The following is an 18,431-nucleotide window of genomic DNA, read 5'->3' as shown; positions in this document are numbered from 1 at the left end:
TACAGAACCAACTCAATTACATACTTGGAGCAGAACATACATCTTTTGATGACCACCTCGCCAAGCGAGCGGCGGGAGGCTCGCGCGACAGAAGCAAGCGCTTTGCCAAGCGGGCGATCCTGGGATTACCTGACCGGATCAAAGACAACGGCGGGAGGCTCATTTGATCGGATACACCCTGGTCGGCAGCAACGACCTGGAGAAGGCGAAGGCTTTTTACGACGCGCTGTTCGAGACCGTCGGCGTCAAGCGCCTGATGGAATTCCCCACTGGCGGCTGCGCCTGGGGCGCGGACTGGAGCAAGCCGATGTTCGGCGTCGGCAAGCCGTATGACGGCCAAGCCGCGACCTTCGGCAACGGTACGATGATCGCCCTGGTCATGGACGAGCGCGCCAAGGTCGACGCCCTGCACGACAAGGCCGTGGCCTTGGGCGGCAAGTGCGAGGGTGAGCCCGGCGTGCGCGGCGAGGAAGGCCCGCAAGCCTTCTACGCGGCCTACTTCCGCGATCTGGACGGCAACAAGCTGTGCGCGTTCCGCGTCGGCCCGGCCTAGATCTCAACGCACGGACCCGAAACGAAAACGGCCGCCGGAGGAACCCTTCGGCGGCCGAATTCTTAGGTGAGCGCCTCGCCGCCTACCAGTTGAACATCGTGCCGTCCTGCAGGCGGTTCACCGGCAGGTAGGCGCGCTTGTACTCGTACTTGGACGCCAGCTCTTCGTCGATGTCGACGCCCAGGCCCGGCTTGTCGCCCGGATGCAGCATGCCGTCGTTGAAGGTGTAGGCGTGCGGGAACACCGCGTCCGTCTCCGGCGTGTGGCGCATGTATTCCTGCAGGCCGAAGTTCGGGATCGACATGTCGAAGTGCAAGGCCGCGGCCATGGTGACCGGCGACAGATCGGTGGCCCCATGGCAGCCGGTCTTGACGTGGTGCAGGTCGGCGAAGGCGGCGATCTTCTTGAGGTTGGTGATGCCGCCGGCGTGCAGCACGGTGGCGCGCAGATAGTCGATCAGCTGCTCTTCAATGAGCTGCTTGGCGTCCCAGACGTGGGCGAAGATCTCGCCGACGGCCAGCGGCGTGGTGGTGTGCTGGCGGATCAGGCGGAAGCCCGCCTGGTTCTCGGCCGGGACCGAGTCTTCCATCCAGAACAGGCGGTAGGGCTCGAGGTCCTTGCCCAGGCGCGCGGCCTCGATCGGGGTCAGGCGATGGTGGACGTCGTGCAGCAGGTGGACGTCCCAGCCCAGGACTTCACGGGCCTTCTCGAACAGCTTGGGCACGTGCTTCAGATAGGCCGAGGTCGACCAGACGTTCTCGGACGGCAGGTCGTTGTCGGCCGGCTCGTAGAACATCTTGTCCTTCGAGACGCCGTAGGTGCTGGCCAGGCCCGGGACGCCGGTCTGCAGGCGGATGGCCTTGTAGCCCATAGCCTTATACTTGACGGCCTCGGCGATGGTGTCCTCGATCGTCTCGCCGTTGGCGTGACCATAGACGGTGACCCCCGTGCGGCATGCGCCGCCCAGGAGTTGATACACGGGCAGGCCCGCGACCTTGCCCTTGATGTCCCACAGCGCCATGTCGACGGCGGCGAGGGCGGTCATGGCCACTGGGCCGCCGCGCCAGTACGAGCCGCGATAGAAGAACTGCCAGATGTCCTCGATCTGGTGAGCGTCACGGCCGATCAGCGACGGGATCATGTGATCTTGCAGGAAGCTGACGACCGACAGCTCGCGGCCGTTCAGCGTGGCGTCGCCGACGCCCGTGATCCCGTCCTCGGTGGTGATCTTCAGGGTGACGAAGTTGCGGCCGGGGCAGGTGACGATGACCTTGGCGTCGATGATCTTCAGCATGGACCTAGTCGTTGAGCGTGGAAGAGAAATTGGCCTGACCAGTTTTAGCGACTTATCAGACGAGATGCTAGAGCCCGTCGACGAAGGTCGGGTAGCGCGCCCCGTTCCCTTGCAATAGTCTGCACCACCCTGGCGCGTATGGCCGGCGCGTGATGGACGGGATTTGAAGAGACATGACCACTTCGACGACGGAAGCCCGCAAGCTCTACCAGCAGGTGGCTGGCGCGATCGCCGAAGCGATCCGCGAGGGCGTTCACAAGCCCGGTCAACGCCTGCCATCCGAGCGGGACCTGGCGGAGGATTACAAGGTCAGCCGCCCCACGGTGCGCGAAGCGATGATCGCCCTTGAGATCCAGGGCCTGGTCGAGGCCCGGCATGGCTCGGGCGTCTATGTCACCGACGCGCCGCGCGCCCAGGACTCCGCGCCCGAATTGGACATCGGCGCCTTCGAGCTGACCGAGGCCCGCCGCCTGATCGAGGGCGAGGTCGCCGCGCTGGCGGCCGCCACGATCACCGACGAGGAACTGACCGAGCTGGCGACGATCATGGACGACATGGTGGTCGAGAACGACAAGGACGTGCGCGGCGAAGGCGCCGACCGCCGCTTCCACGTCGCGATCGCCCGGGCCAGCCGCAACAGCGCGCTGGTCAGCGTCGTCGAGACGCTGTGGGACCAGCGCTACAAGTCGCCGCTGTGCCGGGCCATGCTGGAGCGCGCGCGCCAGGTCGGCGTCCGTCCCCGCATCGACGACCACCAGGAAATCCTCCTGGCCCTCAAGGCGCGCGATCCGGCCGCCGCCCGCAACGCCATGCGCGAGCACCTGGGCCGGGTCATCGACAACCTGCTGACCGCCACCGAGATCGACGCCCTGGAGCGCGCCCGCAGCGAAGTGGCCGCCCGCCGGGTCGAACTGGCCCGCCGCTCGGCGATCTGACCTCCACCGAATCTCGCGTACGGGCCGCCAGTAAGGCCCGATGAGAGGAAGGGGCCGTCCGCGAGGGCGGCCCCTTTTCCATGCGCCGATACTCCCGACGAAAAAATGGGCTGCTCCGCCGGTTGCTCCGGGTGCGGAAATCCGATCCAGCTTCGTCTTTCAAAGGGATGGAGCGGCCTCTGCTGTCGAGGCGCGCGGGTGAGGGGTGATATGATGACGCGTGGCGGAGCGATGGCCGGTGCGGCCCTCGGCGTGATTCTGGCCTTCGGGGCTCTGGGCGGCGCGACCGCCGCGGACATCACCCCACCGGAGAAGGCGTTCGCCCAGCCGATCGGCAGCGACTACTTCCTGGCCGACTACACCGCCTATGAGGCGTATCTGAAGTCCCTGGCGGCCCAGTCCGACCGGATGAAGCTGGTCGACATCGGCAAGACCGAGGAAGGCCGCACTCAGTGGATGGCGGTCGTCTCCTCGCCGGCCAACCTCGCCAAGCTGGATCGCCTGAAGGAGATCTCGCGCAAGCTGGCCAAGGCAGAGGGCGTCTCCAGGGAAGAGGCCGCCAAGCTGGCGGCCGAGGGCAAGGCGGTCGTCTGGATCGACGCGGGCCTGCACGCCACCGAGACCATCACCTCGCAAGGCCAGATCCAGGTCCTCTATCGGATGCTGACCGCCAAGGATCCCGAGACGCTGCGCCTGCTGGACGACTGCGTGATCCTGTTCGCCCACGACAACCCGGACGGCATGGAGCTGGTCAGCGACTGGTACATGCGCAACCAGGATCCGAAGAAGCGCGAGTTCAACTCGTTGCCGCGCCTGTATCAGAAGTACGTCGGCCACGATAACAACCGCGACAGCTTCATGTCGGCCATGGCCGAGACCACCAACGTGAACAAGCAGCTGTTCCGCGAGTGGTACCCGCAGATCGTCTACAACCAGCACCAGACCGGCCCGAACGGCATGGTGGTGTTCGTCCCGCCGTTCCGCGACCCGTTCAACTTCAACTACGACCCGCTGGTCATGACCGAGCTGCAGGAAGTCGGCATGGCCATGCACAGCCGCCTGGTGGCCGAGGACAAGCCGGGCTCGGGCGCGCGCAGCGCCGCTCCCTACTCCACCTGGCACAACGGCATGGAGCGGTCGGTCGCCTACTTCCACAATTCGATCGGCCTTCTGACCGAGATCATCGGCGGCCCGACCCCGACCACGGTCAATCTGGTGCCCGAGCTGCAGCTGCCCGGCAACGACCGCCCCGCGCCGATCGCCCCGCGCGTCTGGCGTCTGCAGGACTCGCTGGACTACCAGATGACCATGAACCTGGCGGTCATCGACTACGCCGCCCGCAATCGCGAGCGCCTGCTCTTCAACATCTGGAAGATGGGCGACAACAGCATCAAGCGCGGCTCGACCGACAGCTGGACCACCACCCCGACCCGCGTCGAGGCCCTGGCCGCCGCCGGCAAGGGCAAGCCCGGCCCGTACGGCGCGGCGATCGATCCCAGCCTCTACAAGGCCGTGCTGCAGACGCCCGAGTCCCGCGATCCGCGCGCCTACGTCCTCCCCGCCGACCAGGCCGACATGCCCACCGTGGTCGCCTTCCTCAACGCGCTGATCAAGACCGGCGTCGACGTCGACAAGGCCGACAAGGCCTTCACGATCGCCGGCAAGACCTATCCGGCCGGCTCGTACGTCGTGCGCACAGCCCAGGCCTATCGCCCGCACGTGCTCGACATGTTCGAGCCGCAGGACCACCCGCACGACCTGGAATATCCGGGCGGTCCGCCCAAGGCGCCGTACGACGTCACCGGCTACACCCTGGCCTACCAGATGGGGATCAAGTTCGACCGCATCCTGGACGGCTTCGAGGCCCCCACGACGCGCGTGCCTGACCTGATCAAGGTCGCGCCGGGTTCGGTGAAAGGCGCGGGAAGCGCGGGCTGGCTGGTCAGCCACGAGACCAATGCCAGCTTCACCCTGACCAACCGCCTGCTGAAGGCCGGCGCCAAGGTCTATTGGCTCAAGGACGGCGCCAAGGCCGGTGAAACCGCCTTCGGTCCCGGCGCGATCTTCGTCCCCGCCTCGCCGGCCGCCAAGGCGGTTATCGAGAAGGGCGTCAAGGACCTGGGAATCGACGCCTACGCCGTCGGCGGCAAGCCGTCCGGCGCGACGATCGCCCTGAAGCCGATCCGCATCGGCCTGGTGGACGTCTATGGCGGCTCGATGCCGTCGGGCTGGAACCGCTGGATGTTCGAGAAGTTCGAGGCCCCCTTCCAGGTGGTCTATCCGCAGCGCCTGGACGCCGGGAACATCAAGAAGGACTTCGACGTCCTGGTCTTCCCCGACGGCGTCGTGCCCGCCCCTCAGGACAGCCCATTCAAGGCCGGTCGCCCCTCGACCCAGCCCAAGCCCGAGGACATTCCGGCGGAATACCACGCCTGGCTGGGCCGATTCACCGACGACAAGACCCTTCCCAAGGTCGCCGAGTTCGTGAAGGGCGGCGGTTCGGTGGTGGCCATCGGCGCCTCGACGCGCCTGGCGACTGCCCTGGGCGCGCCGGTCGAGGTCGCCACCGCCAAGCGCGAGAACGGCCAGCTGAAGTCGTATTCGAACCGTGAACTCTACATCCCCGGCTCGGTTCTGCGCGCCAAGGTCGACCCGAAACAGCCTCTGGCCTACGGCGCCGGCGAACAGGTTGACGTCTTCTTCGACCGCAGCCCCACCTTCACGGTGAAGCCCGACGTCAAGGGCGTCTCGCGCGTCTCGTGGTTCGACACCGACAAGCCGCTGCGCAGCGGCTGGGCCGTCGGCCAGGAGAAGCTGAAGGACTCGACGGCGATGCTCGACATCGACCTCGGCAAGGGCAAGATCTTCGTCTTCGGCCCCGAGATCACCCAACGCGCCCAGTCGTGGGGCACGTTCAAGTTCCTGTTCAACGGCCTGCTGTACGGGCCAGCGGCCAGCGGTAAGTAGGCTCGGCGAAGCCCCTCTTCTCCGTTGATGGGGGAAGGGTCGGGGATGGGGGTGATTGCTAAGGTTGGTCCGCGCCCAGCTTACACCGCGGCAGCACCCCCACCCTAGCCTCCCGAGCAAAGGTGGGCGGGAGTTTCGGTCTTACTTCGACCCAAAGCGGACGCCCAACCCCTCCACTTTAGAGCGAGCGCCCCATTGCGAAGCAATAGAACGGTGAGCGAAGATCACCCAGATTGGTCTCGCCATCGGCTGGGATTCGCCGCCGAGCGCAGCGCTTCTTTGGGGGTATAATGAATCGGCCACTTCTTCGCCTGACCAGCCCGGCGCGTGGCGCCCGTTGGATCGTTTTGGCTGTTGCGGTCCTGCCGGCCGTCGCCGCCGCCAGCGACTTGGCGCCATGCGGTCCCGCAACGAATGGGGTGGTCGTCAGCACCAGCACTGTAGCCACGCCGCTGGCCGGCAGCGAGAGCGAGGCAGAGATCGGCCAAAGCATGATCTCTGCCGTGCGGCTCGACGATCTCGCGACCGGCATCAAGGTGCTTGAGCCGTTTTCGGCGAGCGGGAAGTATGTTGGCGCAACTTTCCAAGTTCAAATCCCGGCGGGCGACTACCTTATCTCAAGGGATCGACGGGCGGCGCGGTGGCCGTTCCGGACGCGGTCTTCAAGTACGACCGCGAGCGCAAACCGCGCCGCGGGTTTGGGGCTCCCGACGTCACTATGCGCATCGCCCCTTCGAATGTCGCGGACATAGAGGTGATCGTGACCTTCGGAATTCCACAGCAGATGGTTGTCGCAGAGCACCCCCCCTTCAAACCCACGGCATGCACTCGGGTCGACAAACCTTCCTTCAGGCGCGAACTGGTTTATTCGGGCTCTAGCAAGGGAACGGTCAAATTACTTTATCGCGAGTTCAGTAACGACTTTGCTCGTCCTGCCTTCTCGCAGGACCTCACCTACGATTTGGCAGACGGCGACGAGATTGGCTTCCGAGGCGCTCGCTTCAAAGTGCTCAAAGCAACCAACACTTCCATCCGCTACGTCGTCCTGAAGCCGCTCAACGAAAACTGATCTGTAAGCGTACCACAGAAGGGGCGGTCGCGCGGTCCAGGATCGGCGCCGCTGATGTGCGTAGCAATCCACCCCGAGCAGATCTTGGGTATGGCCGCGGTCGGCGCGCGAACGATCCTCTCCCGTAACTCGTCGATCTCGAGACGACTGCCGCCCCCAAAAACAAGATCGGCGCCGGATGCGATTCCGGCGCCGATTTAGCTTCGGAGCACCTAGGGGGCACGGCCCCGAAGCGCCGCCGTCCGACGTCGAACTGGCGATGACGTCGAGCGGCGGTAGGCTCCTGCCTGGACCGCAAACAGAAGAGCCTGAAGACATACTGCGCCCGCCCGTCCGGGCCAGCTTTGATCCCGCGCAAATCCCGATACGAAAGCGGCGCCGGAGGGGCAGCTCCGGCGCCGTGATCGCGTCCTAAGGATTGAGGTGGGAGAATACCCTAGGGCGCAACCGCCTCGGCCCCTGGGCGACGCGGATCGGCGCCGCCCAGAAAGAGGCCATTGTCGATCATGATCGACTGGGCGGAGCCCATGGTCTCGTCCGAGGTTATCGGGTGACCCATCGCCTTCAGCAGGGCCACCGTGTCGGGATTGAAGTTCGGCTCGACGCGCAGGGTGTCGCTGGCGTCCTGGAAAATCCGCGGCTGATGCGTCGCCTCGGCCACGTTCAGCTTGAAGTCGACGATGTTGACGATGACCTGCAGCACCGTGTCGATGATGGTGGCGCCGCCGGGCGTGCCGGTGATCAGCCAAGGCTTGCCGTCCTTGAAGATCATGGTCGGCATCATCGTGGAGAGCACCCGCTTGCCGGGCTCCAGCGCGTTGGGCGGCAACGGCTTGCCAGCCTTCCGGGCGCGCCAGGCGGCCTCGTGGGCGTAGTTGTTCATCTGGTTGTTCAGCACGAAGCCCGCGCCCGACACCATCACGCCCGAGCCGAAGTCGGCGCCCAAGGTGTAGGTGTTCGACACCGCATTGCCTTCGGCGTCCGCCACCGAGAAGTGGGTGGTGTTATGGCTCTCGAACGCCCAGGGATCACCCACGCCGAGGTCTTTGGCGGGGGTGGCCTTGTCCGGGTTGATCCGCTTGGCGCGCTCGGCGCCGTAGGCCTTGGACGCGAAGCCGCCCAGGGGGACCTTCACGAAGTCGGTGTCGCCCAAATAGCGCGCGCGGTCGGCATAGGCCATCTTCATGGCCTCGGCCTGCAGGTGCAGGGTCTTGGCCGAGCCGAGCCCCGAGGCCTTTAGGTCGAAGGTCTCCAGGATGTTCAGCATCTCCAGCAGGGTCGCCCCGCCCGCGCTGGCCGGCGGCGAGGTCATCACCGTCAAGCCGCGATAGCTCCCGACCAGAGGCTGGCGGATCACGGCCTTGTAGGACGCCAGATCCTCGGCGGTGATCAGACCGCCATGGGCCTTCATGTCGGCGGCGAAGCGCTGGGCGATCTCGCCGCGATAGAAGGCGTCGGCGCCCTTGTCGGCGATCTGGCGCAGCGACCAGGCCAGGTCCGGCTGCTTGAGCGTCTCACCCGCCCGGTAGAGGGCCCCGCCCGGCTTGTAGAAGGCCTGCTTGCCCGCCTCGCTCTCGGACAGGCGCTGCTTGCCCCAGCTGAAGACGAAGGCCTCGTCCGGCGACAGCACGACGCCCTCGGCGGCCAGGCGATAGGCCGGTTCGACCAGGGTTTTCCACGGCAAGCGGCCGTACTTCTGGTGGGCCAGATAGAGGCCTGCGACGGTGCCGGGCACGGTCGGCGCGCGGTAGCCCTTGGAGGCGACGTCGTCGATCTCCTTGCCGTCCTGGTCGACGAAGGTCTCGAGCTTGGCGGCCTTGGGCGCGACGCCGCGATAGTCAATGAAGATCGTTTCGTTGGTCTTCGCCAGATGGACCATCATGAAGCCGTCGCCGCCGATATTGCCGGCCCGCGGCAAGGTCACGGCCAGGGCGAAGGCGGTGGCGACCGCCGCGTCCACGGCGTTGCCGCCCTGGCGCAGGATGTCGGCGCCGACCTTGGTGGCGATCGCGTTCTGGCTGACCACCATGCCCTTCTCGCCGACGACCGGCGAGTGGATGCTGGGGTACTCCAGAAGCTGCTTCTTCTGCGCCCAGGCCTCGCTGGAGGCGATCGGCGCGGCCGCGATGGCCAGGGCCGCCAGGCTGGCGGAAACGAACCGGAAGAAGGTCATGAGGGCCTCGTGCGAGCGCGCGAACAGTCACGTCCGACTCCTCCGGCGAAGGCCGGAGAAGTCGGACGCTTCAAGGCTTAGAACCGCTTGGAAACGTTCATGTACCAGTAGCGGCCGGTCGCGTTGTACAGCGCGCCGTAGTAGCCGAAGTTGGTCGACGAGATCGGCGGGGCCTTGTCGCCGACGTTGCGGACGCCGACGCGGACCGTGGAGCCGTCGAAGCGGCCTTGCTTGAACGCGTACTGGCCGTACAGGCTGACCGTGGTCCAGGACGGCATCTGGTAGTATTCGCCGCCGGTCAGGGTCGAGCCGGTGTCGTAGACCTCGCTCACATAGTTGACGAAGGCGCCGGCGCCCCAGCCGCCCTTGCGCCAGCTCATGCTGGCGCTGCCCCGGAACTCCGGCGCGCCGCCCATGCCGATCTGGTTGCCGGCGCTGGTGACCGTCACGCCCGGCAGCTTGCCGGCGGCGACAGCCTGTTGCAGCAGCACCTCGGTCGCGCCGGGCGACTGGTCGTACTGCAGCAGCTTGGCGACGTTGACGTTCAGGCCGAAGTCGCCCCAGGGGGTGTCGTCCAGATCATAGGCCAGCGAGAAGTCGACGCCCTTCACCACGCGCGGCTGCAGGTTCGTATAGACGTCGTTGATCTGGGCGATCGCGCCCACCGTATTCGTCCCCACCGGCGCGTCGCGGACGACGTTCGGGTTGGACGAGCCCTGCTGACGCAGCAGCCAGTCCAGCGCGATCTGGTTGCCGCCGCCCAGAATGCCGATGACCCCCTTCTCGCGGATCGACCAGAAGTCGGTGGTAAGGGTCAGCCTGCCATATTCAGCCGGGATGAAGCGCGGCTGATAGACGAAGCCGACGCTGGCGTTGTCGGCCTCTTCCGGCTTCAGGTTCTGATTGCCGCTGCGGACCTCGATGGTGCTGGCGCTGGAGCAGGTGGTCGCGTTGGGCGTATTGATCCGGCAGAAGGCCCAATCGGTGCGGGTGTTCGAGACCGAGGCGCCCTCGCTGTAGAACTGCGGCAGGTTCGGCGCGCGGAAGCTCTGCGAGACCGAGCCGCGCAGCGACAGGCCCTGGCCGACCTTCCACAGGATCGCGCCCTTCGGCTTCAGCACGTTGCCGAAGTCCGAATAGTGCTCGTCGCGGGCGGCGATCTGCAGGCTGACTTCCTCGACGAACGGGATGTTCATCTCGGGCGAGATGACCGGCACCGCCAGCTCGAAGAAGGCCGAGGCGATCGTGCGATGGGCCGAGACGTCCGGCGAGCCGGAAGCGCCCATGACGTCGGTGCCATAGGTCACGCCGGTGACGCTGTTGGTGTACTTGATCGTGCCGTCCAGACGGTCGTCGCGATCGTCGTCATAGGTCTCGCGGCGAACCTCGACCCCGGCCGCGAAGCCGACGTCGCCGCCGGGCAGCTGGAAGAGATCCCTCTTCGACACCTTGAAGTCGCCCAGGGCCAGCGAGGTCTTGCTGATCCGATAGACGTTGATCAAGAACGAATTGATGGTGTCCTGGCTGTTGGGCGTGGCGTCCGCGCCCGAATAGTTGGTCGTCGAGCCGCCGTTGAACGGGTTATAGGCCGAGGCGTCGGTGCGGTTCAGCGCCGCCTGGAAGGCCGTATTGCTGATCGCGTTGTGCGTCATGTCCTTGGTGCGAGCTTCGGAGTAGAGCAGCGCGCTGTCCCACTTCCAGCCGTTCCACGAACCCTTCAGGCCACCCAGCAGGCGGATGCTGTCGTCGGTGACCGTGTAGGTGCGGCCGCCGGCGTCGACCGGGCGGTAGTTGGTGATGTTCATCGCCACGCCCGACGCAGCCACGCCGGTCAGGCCCGTCAGACGGTTCGGATTGACCGCGCCATTCGCGAGGGTCGTCGGACCGAAGGGGTTCCAGTAGGCGTTGGCGGCGATGCTGATCGGGGCGGTGCTGAGCGGCGCGGACTGCTCGCGATTGCCGGTGAACAGGGCGTGATAGTAGCCCGCTTCGCCATAGGCGGTGATGTCGCCGAAGTCGTGCTCGACCGTCGAGAATAGGTTGGTCCGCTCCAGCCCGCCCTTCAGCGAGCGCTGCGGGTTCTCGTCGTAACGCAGCGGGCGGTCGGCCGCGCCAGTGATCGTGCCGGACTTGATGCAGATGCCGCCGGGCAGGGTCGCGGACGAGCAGCCCGCAGCGGTATTGCTGATCGGCTCGATATGGAACACGCCCGAGGTCGTCAGCGCCACGTTGTTCTGGCGCGGCGCCGTCGAGGACGGGATCAGGGTGAAGGCGCCCCACGGGCTTGAGGTCGAGCGATTGTCGAACGCGGTGTCGTTGGCCCAGGCCGTGCCGGCCATGGCGGCGCGGTGATCCTCGCTGGCCGCGTAGTCGCGCTCACTGGCCATCAGGCGGCTGTGGCCGGTGTAGGAGCCGAAGAAGGTCAGGCGGGTGCCGTCCTCGAGACGGGTGCCGGCCTTCACGTTGAAGGTCCCTTCGCGATAGCCGGTGCCTTCCGAGCCGCCAACCTGGGCCTCGACGCGCAGGCCCTGGAACTTGGTGTCGATCACCGTATTGACCACGCCCGCCACGGCGTCCGTGCCGTAGATCGCGGCCGCGCCGTCCAGCAGGACCTCCACGCGCTTAACCCCGGCGACCGGGAAGGCGTTGGTGTTGACGGTCTGCACCGGCACCAGGTTCTCGGTCTGGGTGCCCGGCGCCAGCACAGCGCGACGGCCGTTCAGCAGGGCCAGGGTGTTGCCGGTGCCGAGGCTCCGCAGGTTCAGGGACGAGACGTCGCCGCGCGCGTCGTTCAGGTTCCCGGTGGTGCGGGCTTCCTGGAACTGCACGTCGCCAGCCTGCGGGATCGAACGGAACAGTTCGTCGCCGGACACGGCGCCCGTGGCGATGATTTCCTTCTCGCCGACCACCGTCACCGGCAAGGCGCCCGTCGTCTTCGCGCCTTCGATCTGCGAGCCGACGACCACGACGGCTTCGACCATCTGGGCCTCGTCAGTCGTCGCGCCGGCCCCCGCGCCCGCGGACTGGGGGAGTTCGGCCGGGGCCGGACGCAGGGTGATGGTCTTGCCGTCGTCGGATTGGACGACCAGACCGGCGGCCTTGGCCAGGCGCGCCAGCGCCTCGGCGTCGGCGATGTCGCCGGCCACGGCCGGCGTGCGCTTGCCGGTCGCCGCCTCGAACGGGAACAGCACCTGCTTGCCCGACTGCTGAGCGAAGGCCTGCAGCGCGGTCACCGCGTCGCCAGCTGGAATGTTGAAGGTGTGGCGGGCCTCTTGGGCCAGGGCCGGACCGGCCAGAACCAGGACGGCGGCGGACGCCATCAGGAAGCCACGAACCGTGCGGCGACGCGTGTCGTTAGACATTGTTTTTATTAATCCCTCTCGACGCCTCCAGCCCCGACGGGAGAGCGTCTTCTCGGGATCGACGGTATAGCCTCGCGTTTCCGCCAGTCGCGATGGAACTTTTTTGAGCGGCGCTTCGGGTTAGGCGCCTAGCTGCGCCGCGACAGGCGGATCGCGCCGTCCGCGCTTTCGGAGGCGCGCACCGGGAAGGCGCTGGTCACCGCCGAGACGAAACTGGTGGGTTCGGTCGTTTGGAAATAGCCGGCCAGGCGCAGGTCCGCGATCGACGGGTCCGCGATGCGGATCTGACGATGGTTGTAGCGGTTGAACTCGGCGGCCGCCTGCGCCAGGGACTGTCCGTTCAGCGCGATCGCCCCTTGGCGCCAGGCCAGGCTGCGATCGATCTCGGCGTTGGACACCGCGCGGGACCGCGAGCCGCGCGAATCGTAGATCGCCACCACGCCGGCCTTCAGGCGCATGTCGTCCTTCGACTCGTCGCGAACCGGATCGACATCGACCGCGCCCTTCTTGACGGTCACCGCCGCGCCGTCCGAACGAAGACGCACCACCACTTCGGCCGAGCCGTCGGCGGCGATCACCGCGTCGGCGGCCTTGACCACCAAGGGCTGCGCGCCGGGCGCCGCGTCGAACAAGGCCTCGCCCTTGACCAGCTTGACCTCTCGCACGCCCCGCTTGAAGCGCACCACAACCTTGCTGTTGGTGTTCAGCTCGATGCGGCTGTTGTCGCCCAGCACGACGACCCGACGCTCGCCGATCGCGGTGGCGTAGGCGGTCGAGGTTCCGAAAGACAGGCTTCCGGCCACGACCAGCGCCATCGCCGCCGCCGCGGCCATCCCGCGCGCCCAGGGCGACCGCGCCAAGGCCGGCAGACGAGGCTTGGACGTCGGCGCCAGCAGATCGGCGTCAGGGCTTTCCAGGCCTGGCCGGAGCGCGCGCACGCGGTCCAGCCGAGCCCAGGCGGCGGCTTCGCGCTCGTAGGCGGCCTCGTGCTCGAAGCTTTCGCCGCGCCAGGCCTCGAAGGCGGCGCGGTCGGCGTCAGAGCACGAAGGATCGTCAAGCCGCACCACCCAGAGGGCGGCGGCCTGCCTTACCGCTTCGCGTCGTGATCCCGTTTCCCGCTCCATGAGCGCCCTTCGTCGACCTTGATCTTTCGTTCGTTACGCCGTCCCAGCTTCTCGGAACAGTAGCGAAGCCCCTTCACCAGGTGCTTCTCAACAGTAGAGACGGACAGGCCCAGCCGAACCGCTATCTCGTCCGGCGAGAGGCTGTACACTTTTCTCAACGTGAAGACGCGTCGACATTGCGTCGGAAGTTCGGCGATGGCGTCGGCGAGCGCGCGAAGCTCCTGACGCGATTCGACGATCGAGTGCGCGCCCGGCGCCTCGTCGATCGGATCGATGCGTTCGAAGTCGGCGACGGCCGTGATCGTCAGCACCTTCCGACGACGGAGGGTGTCGAGGGCGCAGTTTCGGAGGATGCGGGTGGCGAAAGCGCCCGGGTTGTTGATCTCGCGCCAGGTCTTGCAGGCGATCGCCCGCGCGAACGTCTCGTGGACCAGGTCTTCCGGATCGGTCTGCCCGTCCCGGCAGAACCGGCGAGCATAGGCCAGCAGATCCGGCTCCAGCGGCAGGATCGCCCGCCGAAACCAGGCGCGCCTGTCTTCATCTTCTTGCGCCATCAACGCTCCCCTCGGCGACAAGCAAGCCGATCGGGGACGGAATGGCAACCCGGCGACAGCGTCGCCGCCGGGTTGCTTTCGGCGCGGCGCCTAATCCTCGATCGGATTGTGCCGCGTATCCTTCAGGAAGAGACCCCCGATAACGGCGGTCACCGTGGCGATGATCACCGGATACCAGAGGCCGGAGTAGATATCCCCGGTCGCCGCCACGATCGCAAAGGCCGTGGTCGGCAGGAAGCCGCCGAACCAGCCGTTGCCGATATGGTAGGGCAGCGACATCGCCGTGTAGCGGATCCGCGTCGGGAACATCTCGACCAGCATGGCCGCGATCGGGCCGTAGACCATGGTCACATAGATCACCAGGATCGCCAGCAGGCCGATGACGACGGGCTTGTTAACCAGCGCCGGATCGGCCTTGGCCGGATAGCCGGCGGCCTTCAACTGAGCGCCGAGATCGGCCTCCCAGGCTTTGCGCGCGTCGGCGAAGGCCTTGCCCGTGGCGCCCTTGGGATCGAAGCCCGACAGGCTGACTCCGCCGACCTGGACGGTGGTCGGCGCGCCGGCCGGGATGTCCTGCGACGTGTAGGTCACGCCCGCCTTGGCGAGATAGGCCTTGGCCACGTCGCAGGGCGTATTGAACTTGGCCTTGCCGACGGGATCGAACTGGAAGGCGCAGGTGGCCGGATCGGCGTTGACGACGATCGGGGCCGAAGCCTCGGCCTGGGCCAGCACCGGATTGGCGTAGGTCGTGATGGCCTTGAAGATCGGGAAATAGGTCGCCGCCGCCAGCACGCAGCCGACGATGATGATCCACTTGCGGCCGATCTTGTCGGACAGCCAGCCAAAGAACACGAAGAACGGCGTACCGATCAGCAGGCTGGTGGCGATCAGCAGATTGGCCAGCGCGCCGTCCAGCTTCAGCGTCTTCTCCAGGAAGAACTGAGCGTAGAACTGACCACTGTACCAGACCACCGCCTGGCCCATTGTCAGGCCGAACAGCGACAGCAGCACGACCTTCAGATTCGACCAGCGGCCGAAGGCCTCGGCCAGCGGCTTCTTGGTCCCCTTCCCTTCCGAGATCATGCGCTGGAAGGTCGGGCTTTCGTGCAGCTTCAGGCGGATCCACAGCGACACGCCCAGCAGCAGCAGCGAGACCAGGAACGGAATCCGCCAGCCCCAGGTCTTGAAGGCGTCCTCGCCCAGCCAGGTGCGCGTCGCCAGGATGACCAGCAGCGACAGGAACAGGCCCACGGTCGCCGTGGTCTGAATCCAGCTGGTGTAGAAGCCGCGCCGGCCTTCGGGCGCGTGTTCGGCGACATAGGTCGCCGCCCCGCCGTACTCGCCGCCCAGCGCCAGGCCCTGCACCAGGCGCATGACGATCAGCGCGATCGGCGCGGCGACGCCGATCTGCTCGTAGGAAGGCAGCAGGCCGACCACGAAGGTCGAGACGCCCATCAGCAGCATGGTGATCAGAAAGGTGTTCTTGCGGCCCCAGATGTCGCCGAGGCGTCCGAAGATCACCGCGCCCAGCGGTCGGATGGCGAAGCCGGCGGCGAAGGCCAGCAGGGCCAGGATGAAGCCGGTGGTCTCGTTGACGCCCGAAAAGAAATGGCCGGTGATGATCACCGCCAGCGAGCCATAGAGATAGAAGTCGTACCACTCGAACACGGTGCCGAGCGAGGACGCCCCGATCACCAGCGCGTCGCGGCCCTTTTTGGGCGCGGCTTGGCTGTCAGCCCCCATCGATGAATTCCCTTCCCTGAACGCCGCGTTTCCCCGCGGTCAAGCAGGACCCTAACTCAGCGAACGTGACTCTTGCGATGCAGGAAATCTGGGAGCGGTCACTTTTTTGGGACCGGTTTCCACAATGCGAGGCGCGACGCGCGCAATGACGGCGCGGCCGCGATATGCCATCACGCCGGAAGAGGAAGAGGAGCCGCCATGACCGTCTCAAAGATCGCCCGTCGCGCCCTGGTCGGCGCCCTAGCCGCCGTTCCTCTTTTCGCCGGGGCCGCCTCGCCCGCCCTCGCCGCCGGCAAGCCGCGCGTGGCGATCGAGACCGACAAGGGGACCATCATCGTCGAACTGGAGGACAAGAAGGCGCCGATCACGGCGACGAACTTCCTCTATTATGTCGACAAGCACCGCTTCGACGGCGGCCAGTTCTTCCGCGCCAACCGGGCCAAGGGCGCGGCCGGCGCCGGCTCGATCCAGGGCCAGCCCAAGCCCTACTCCCGCCGCGCGCCGCCGATCGCTCATGAGAGCACGCTGAAGACGGGCTTGAAGCACAAGGCCGGCGCCATCTCGATGGGGCGCGACGCGCCCGGCTCCGCCACCGCCGACTTCTTCATCTGCGCCAGCGCCCAACCCTATCTCGACGCCAAGCCGGGGAAGTCCGATGCGGCCCAGGGCTATGCGGTCTTCGGCTATGTCGTGCAGGGCATGGATGTCGTGAAGAAGATCCTGGCCGGCCGCACCGACGGCCCGACCAGCGTGCCGTCGATGAAGGGCCAGATCCTGAACCCTCCGGTGAAGATCCTCAGCATGAAGCGGGTCTAGGGCCCGACGCCCGGCGCGCTTTTTGCGGCGCCCGGCTTGCGTCGGCTCATTTATAATATAAACGCCGACGCCGAACATCCGCGCGGGAGGAGACTTACGTGATCCGCATCGGCCTCGTCGGCGTGGGCAAGATCGCCCATGACCAGCATATCCCCGCCATCGCCGCGGATCCGCGCTTCGACCTCGTCGCCGCCGCCAGCCGCAGCCAGCCGGACCTCGGCGACCTGCCGGTCTTCCACGACATCGAACAGATGCTGGCAGAAGGCCCGGCGCTGGACGCGGTCGCCCTCTGCACGCCCCCGCAAGCGCGCCGCGAGACCGCGCTCGCCGCCCTGCGCGCCGGCAAGCACGTCTTCCTGGAAAAGCCGCCCGGCGCGACGGTCGGCGAAGTGGCCGAGCTGGCCGCCGTCGCGCGCGAGCAGGGCGTCGTGCTGTTCACCAGCTGGCATTCCCGCTTCGCCGCCGGCGTGCCCCAGGCCAAGGCCTGGATGGCCAAGAACCCCGTCCGCACCCTCGCCATCGAATGGCGCGAGGACGTGCGCCGCTGGCACCCGGGCCAGACCTGGATCTGGCAGGCCGGCGGCATGGGCGTCTTCGATCCGGCCATCAACGCCCTGTCGATCCTGACCGAGATCATGCCCGAGGAGGTCTTCGTCACCGACGCCAGGCTGCAGGTGCCTGAGAACGTCCAGTCGCCGATCGCCGGCCACGTGGACATGACCACGCTGAAGGGCGCGACGATCACCGCCGATCTCGATTTCCTGCAGACCGGTCCCCAGACCTGGGACATCACCGCCTGGAGCGACGCCGGCGAGCTGAAGCTGTCGCTGGGCGGCGCCGAGCTGACCATCGACGGCAAGACCGTCGAGGTTGGCGAGAACCGGGAATATCCCGGCCTCTACGACCGCTTCGCGACCCTGATCGCCGAGGGCCGGTCGGAGGTGGATGTGCGGCCGCTGACGCTGGTGGCCGACGCATTCATGGTCGGGACGCGCGAGAGCGTCGAGGCGTTTGTGGAGTAGAAAGCTCAAACAAGATGCTCCCCCGCGATACGGGGGAGCTGTCGCGGAGCGACTGAGGGGGCTAACGCGGCTCGCCTCCAGCTTGCCCCCTCCGGCCCTCTGGGCCACCTCCCCCGCATCGCGGGGGAGGATCTTACCCCGCCTAATTCACCTGCCGCTCGCGCCCCTCCCAGTACGGCGCCCTCAACTCGCGTCGAAGGATCTTGCCGGACGCGTTCCTGGGCAGCGCGGCCACGAAGTCCACGCTCTTGGGCGCCTTGAAGTGCGCGATGCGGCTGCGGGCGAAGGCGATGATGTCGGCAGGGTCGGGCGTGACGCCGGGCTTGGGGGCGACCACCGCCTTGACGGCCTCGCCCCATTTCTCGTCCGGCACGCCAATCACGGCCACCTCGGCCACGTGCGGGTGACCGTAGACGGCGCTCTCGACCTCGGCCGGATAGATGTTCTCACCGCCCGAGATGATCATGTCCTTCACCCGGTCGTGGATGAACAGATAGCCGTCCTCGTCCAGGTAGCCGGCGTCGCCGGTGCGCAGCCAACCCTCGGCGTCGATCGTCTTCGCGGTGGCCTCGTCCAGCTTCCAGTAGCCGGCCATGGTCGAGCGCGACCGGATCGCCACCTCGCCCACGGTGTTCGGCGGCAAGCTGTTTCCCGCCTCGTCGATGACCTTCAGCTCGACGCCCGGCATCGGCAGGCCGGCCGCGCGCATGCGCTTATTGCCGGCCGGGTCGTGGTCCTCGGGCGGCAGATAGACCACCGTGCCCGTCGTCTCGGTCATGCCGTACTGCTGGACGAAGCCGCAACCGAACACCTCCATGC

12 protein-coding genes and 1 pseudogene are annotated in these 18,431 nt (G+C 66.8%); 6 read left to right on the top strand and 7 right to left on the bottom strand.

The annotated features are described in order from the left end of the window. Positions 1-163 precede the first annotated feature (163 nt). Positions 164-553: a VOC family protein gene (locus tag Q0379_RS18645; protein WP_299015083.1), complete on the top strand. Its 390-nt coding sequence runs from the start codon at positions 164-166 to the stop codon at positions 551-553. Positions 554-635: 82 nt separating this feature from the next. On the opposite strand, the gene manD is transcribed toward Q0379_RS18645, so the two are convergent. Then, complete coding sequence (gene manD, locus Q0379_RS18640; RefSeq protein WP_299015080.1) at positions 636-1,847, bottom strand: D-mannonate dehydratase ManD; 1,212 nt, start codon at positions 1,845-1,847, stop codon at positions 636-638. Between the two features lie 173 nt (positions 1,848-2,020). On the opposite strand from manD, the gene Q0379_RS18635 reads away from it, so the two are divergent. The 3 genes and pseudogenes from Q0379_RS18635 (at position 2,021) to Q0379_RS18625 (ending at position 6,818) form a co-directional block, all read left to right on the top strand. Continuing rightward, the gene (locus Q0379_RS18635) at positions 2,021-2,782 is read left to right on the top strand and encodes a FadR/GntR family transcriptional regulator (protein WP_299015078.1); all 762 of its coding nucleotides are present in this window, start codon (positions 2,021-2,023) and stop codon (positions 2,780-2,782) included. A 122-nt stretch (positions 2,783-2,904) separates the two neighbouring features. After that, positions 2,905-5,749: pseudogene (locus Q0379_RS18630) on the top strand (M14 metallopeptidase family protein). Positions 5,750-6,389: 640 nt separating this feature from the next. Continuing rightward, positions 6,390-6,818, top strand: a complete 429-nt coding sequence (locus Q0379_RS18625) for a hypothetical protein (RefSeq protein ID WP_299015075.1) — start codon at positions 6,390-6,392, stop codon at positions 6,816-6,818. 436 nt (positions 6,819-7,254) lie between these two features. Here Q0379_RS18625 and ggt read toward each other — a convergent pair whose 3' ends face one another. The 5 genes from ggt to Q0379_RS18600 all read right to left on the bottom strand — a co-directional run bounded on the left by ggt (position 7,255) and on the right by Q0379_RS18600 (position 15,774). Continuing rightward, positions 7,255-8,991: a gamma-glutamyltransferase gene (gene ggt, locus Q0379_RS18620; protein WP_299015072.1), complete on the bottom strand. Its 1,737-nt coding sequence runs from the start codon at positions 8,989-8,991 to the stop codon at positions 7,255-7,257. Between the two features lie 77 nt (positions 8,992-9,068). Further along, positions 9,069-12,353: a TonB-dependent receptor gene (locus Q0379_RS18615; RefSeq protein WP_299015069.1), complete on the bottom strand. Its 3,285-nt coding sequence runs from the start codon at positions 12,351-12,353 to the stop codon at positions 9,069-9,071. 128 nt (positions 12,354-12,481) lie between these two features. Further along, positions 12,482-13,477 (bottom strand): FecR domain-containing protein, encoded by a 996-nt coding sequence (locus Q0379_RS18610; RefSeq protein ID WP_299015066.1) that lies wholly within the window; start codon positions 13,475-13,477, stop codon positions 12,482-12,484. Continuing rightward, entirely contained in the window at positions 13,441-14,034 is a 594-nt protein-coding gene (locus Q0379_RS18605) for an RNA polymerase sigma factor (protein ID WP_299015064.1), read from the bottom strand. The genes Q0379_RS18610 and Q0379_RS18605 overlap by 37 nt, the downstream gene beginning before the upstream one ends. An 87-nt stretch (positions 14,035-14,121) precedes the next feature. Continuing rightward, entirely contained in the window at positions 14,122-15,774 is a 1,653-nt protein-coding gene (locus Q0379_RS18600; protein WP_299015061.1) for an MFS transporter, read from the bottom strand. A gap of 198 nt (positions 15,775-15,972) precedes the next feature. Here Q0379_RS18600 and Q0379_RS18595 point away from each other — a divergent pair, with 198 nt between their 5' ends. Continuing rightward, on the top strand, positions 15,973-16,590 hold the full coding sequence (locus tag Q0379_RS18595) for a peptidylprolyl isomerase (RefSeq protein ID WP_299015058.1): 618 nt from the start codon (positions 15,973-15,975) through the stop codon (positions 16,588-16,590). A 98-nt stretch (positions 16,591-16,688) separates the two neighbouring features. After that, the gene (locus Q0379_RS18590) at positions 16,689-17,612 is read left to right on the top strand and encodes a Gfo/Idh/MocA family oxidoreductase (protein WP_299015055.1); all 924 of its coding nucleotides are present in this window, start codon (positions 16,689-16,691) and stop codon (positions 17,610-17,612) included. Positions 17,613-17,754: 142 nt separating this feature from the next. Here Q0379_RS18590 and Q0379_RS18585 read toward each other — a convergent pair. Next, on the bottom strand, positions 17,755-18,431 hold a 677-nt coding region (locus Q0379_RS18585), incomplete at its 5' end, for an AMP-binding protein (protein ID WP_299015050.1).

The sequence above is a fragment of the uncultured Caulobacter sp. genome (assembly GCF_937900395.1).
In the GTDB taxonomy this organism is placed as follows: domain Bacteria; phylum Pseudomonadota; class Alphaproteobacteria; order Caulobacterales; family Caulobacteraceae; genus Caulobacter.
Note: the sequence above shows the minus strand (reverse complement) of the source record. Positions and strands in the feature narration are given on the sequence as shown.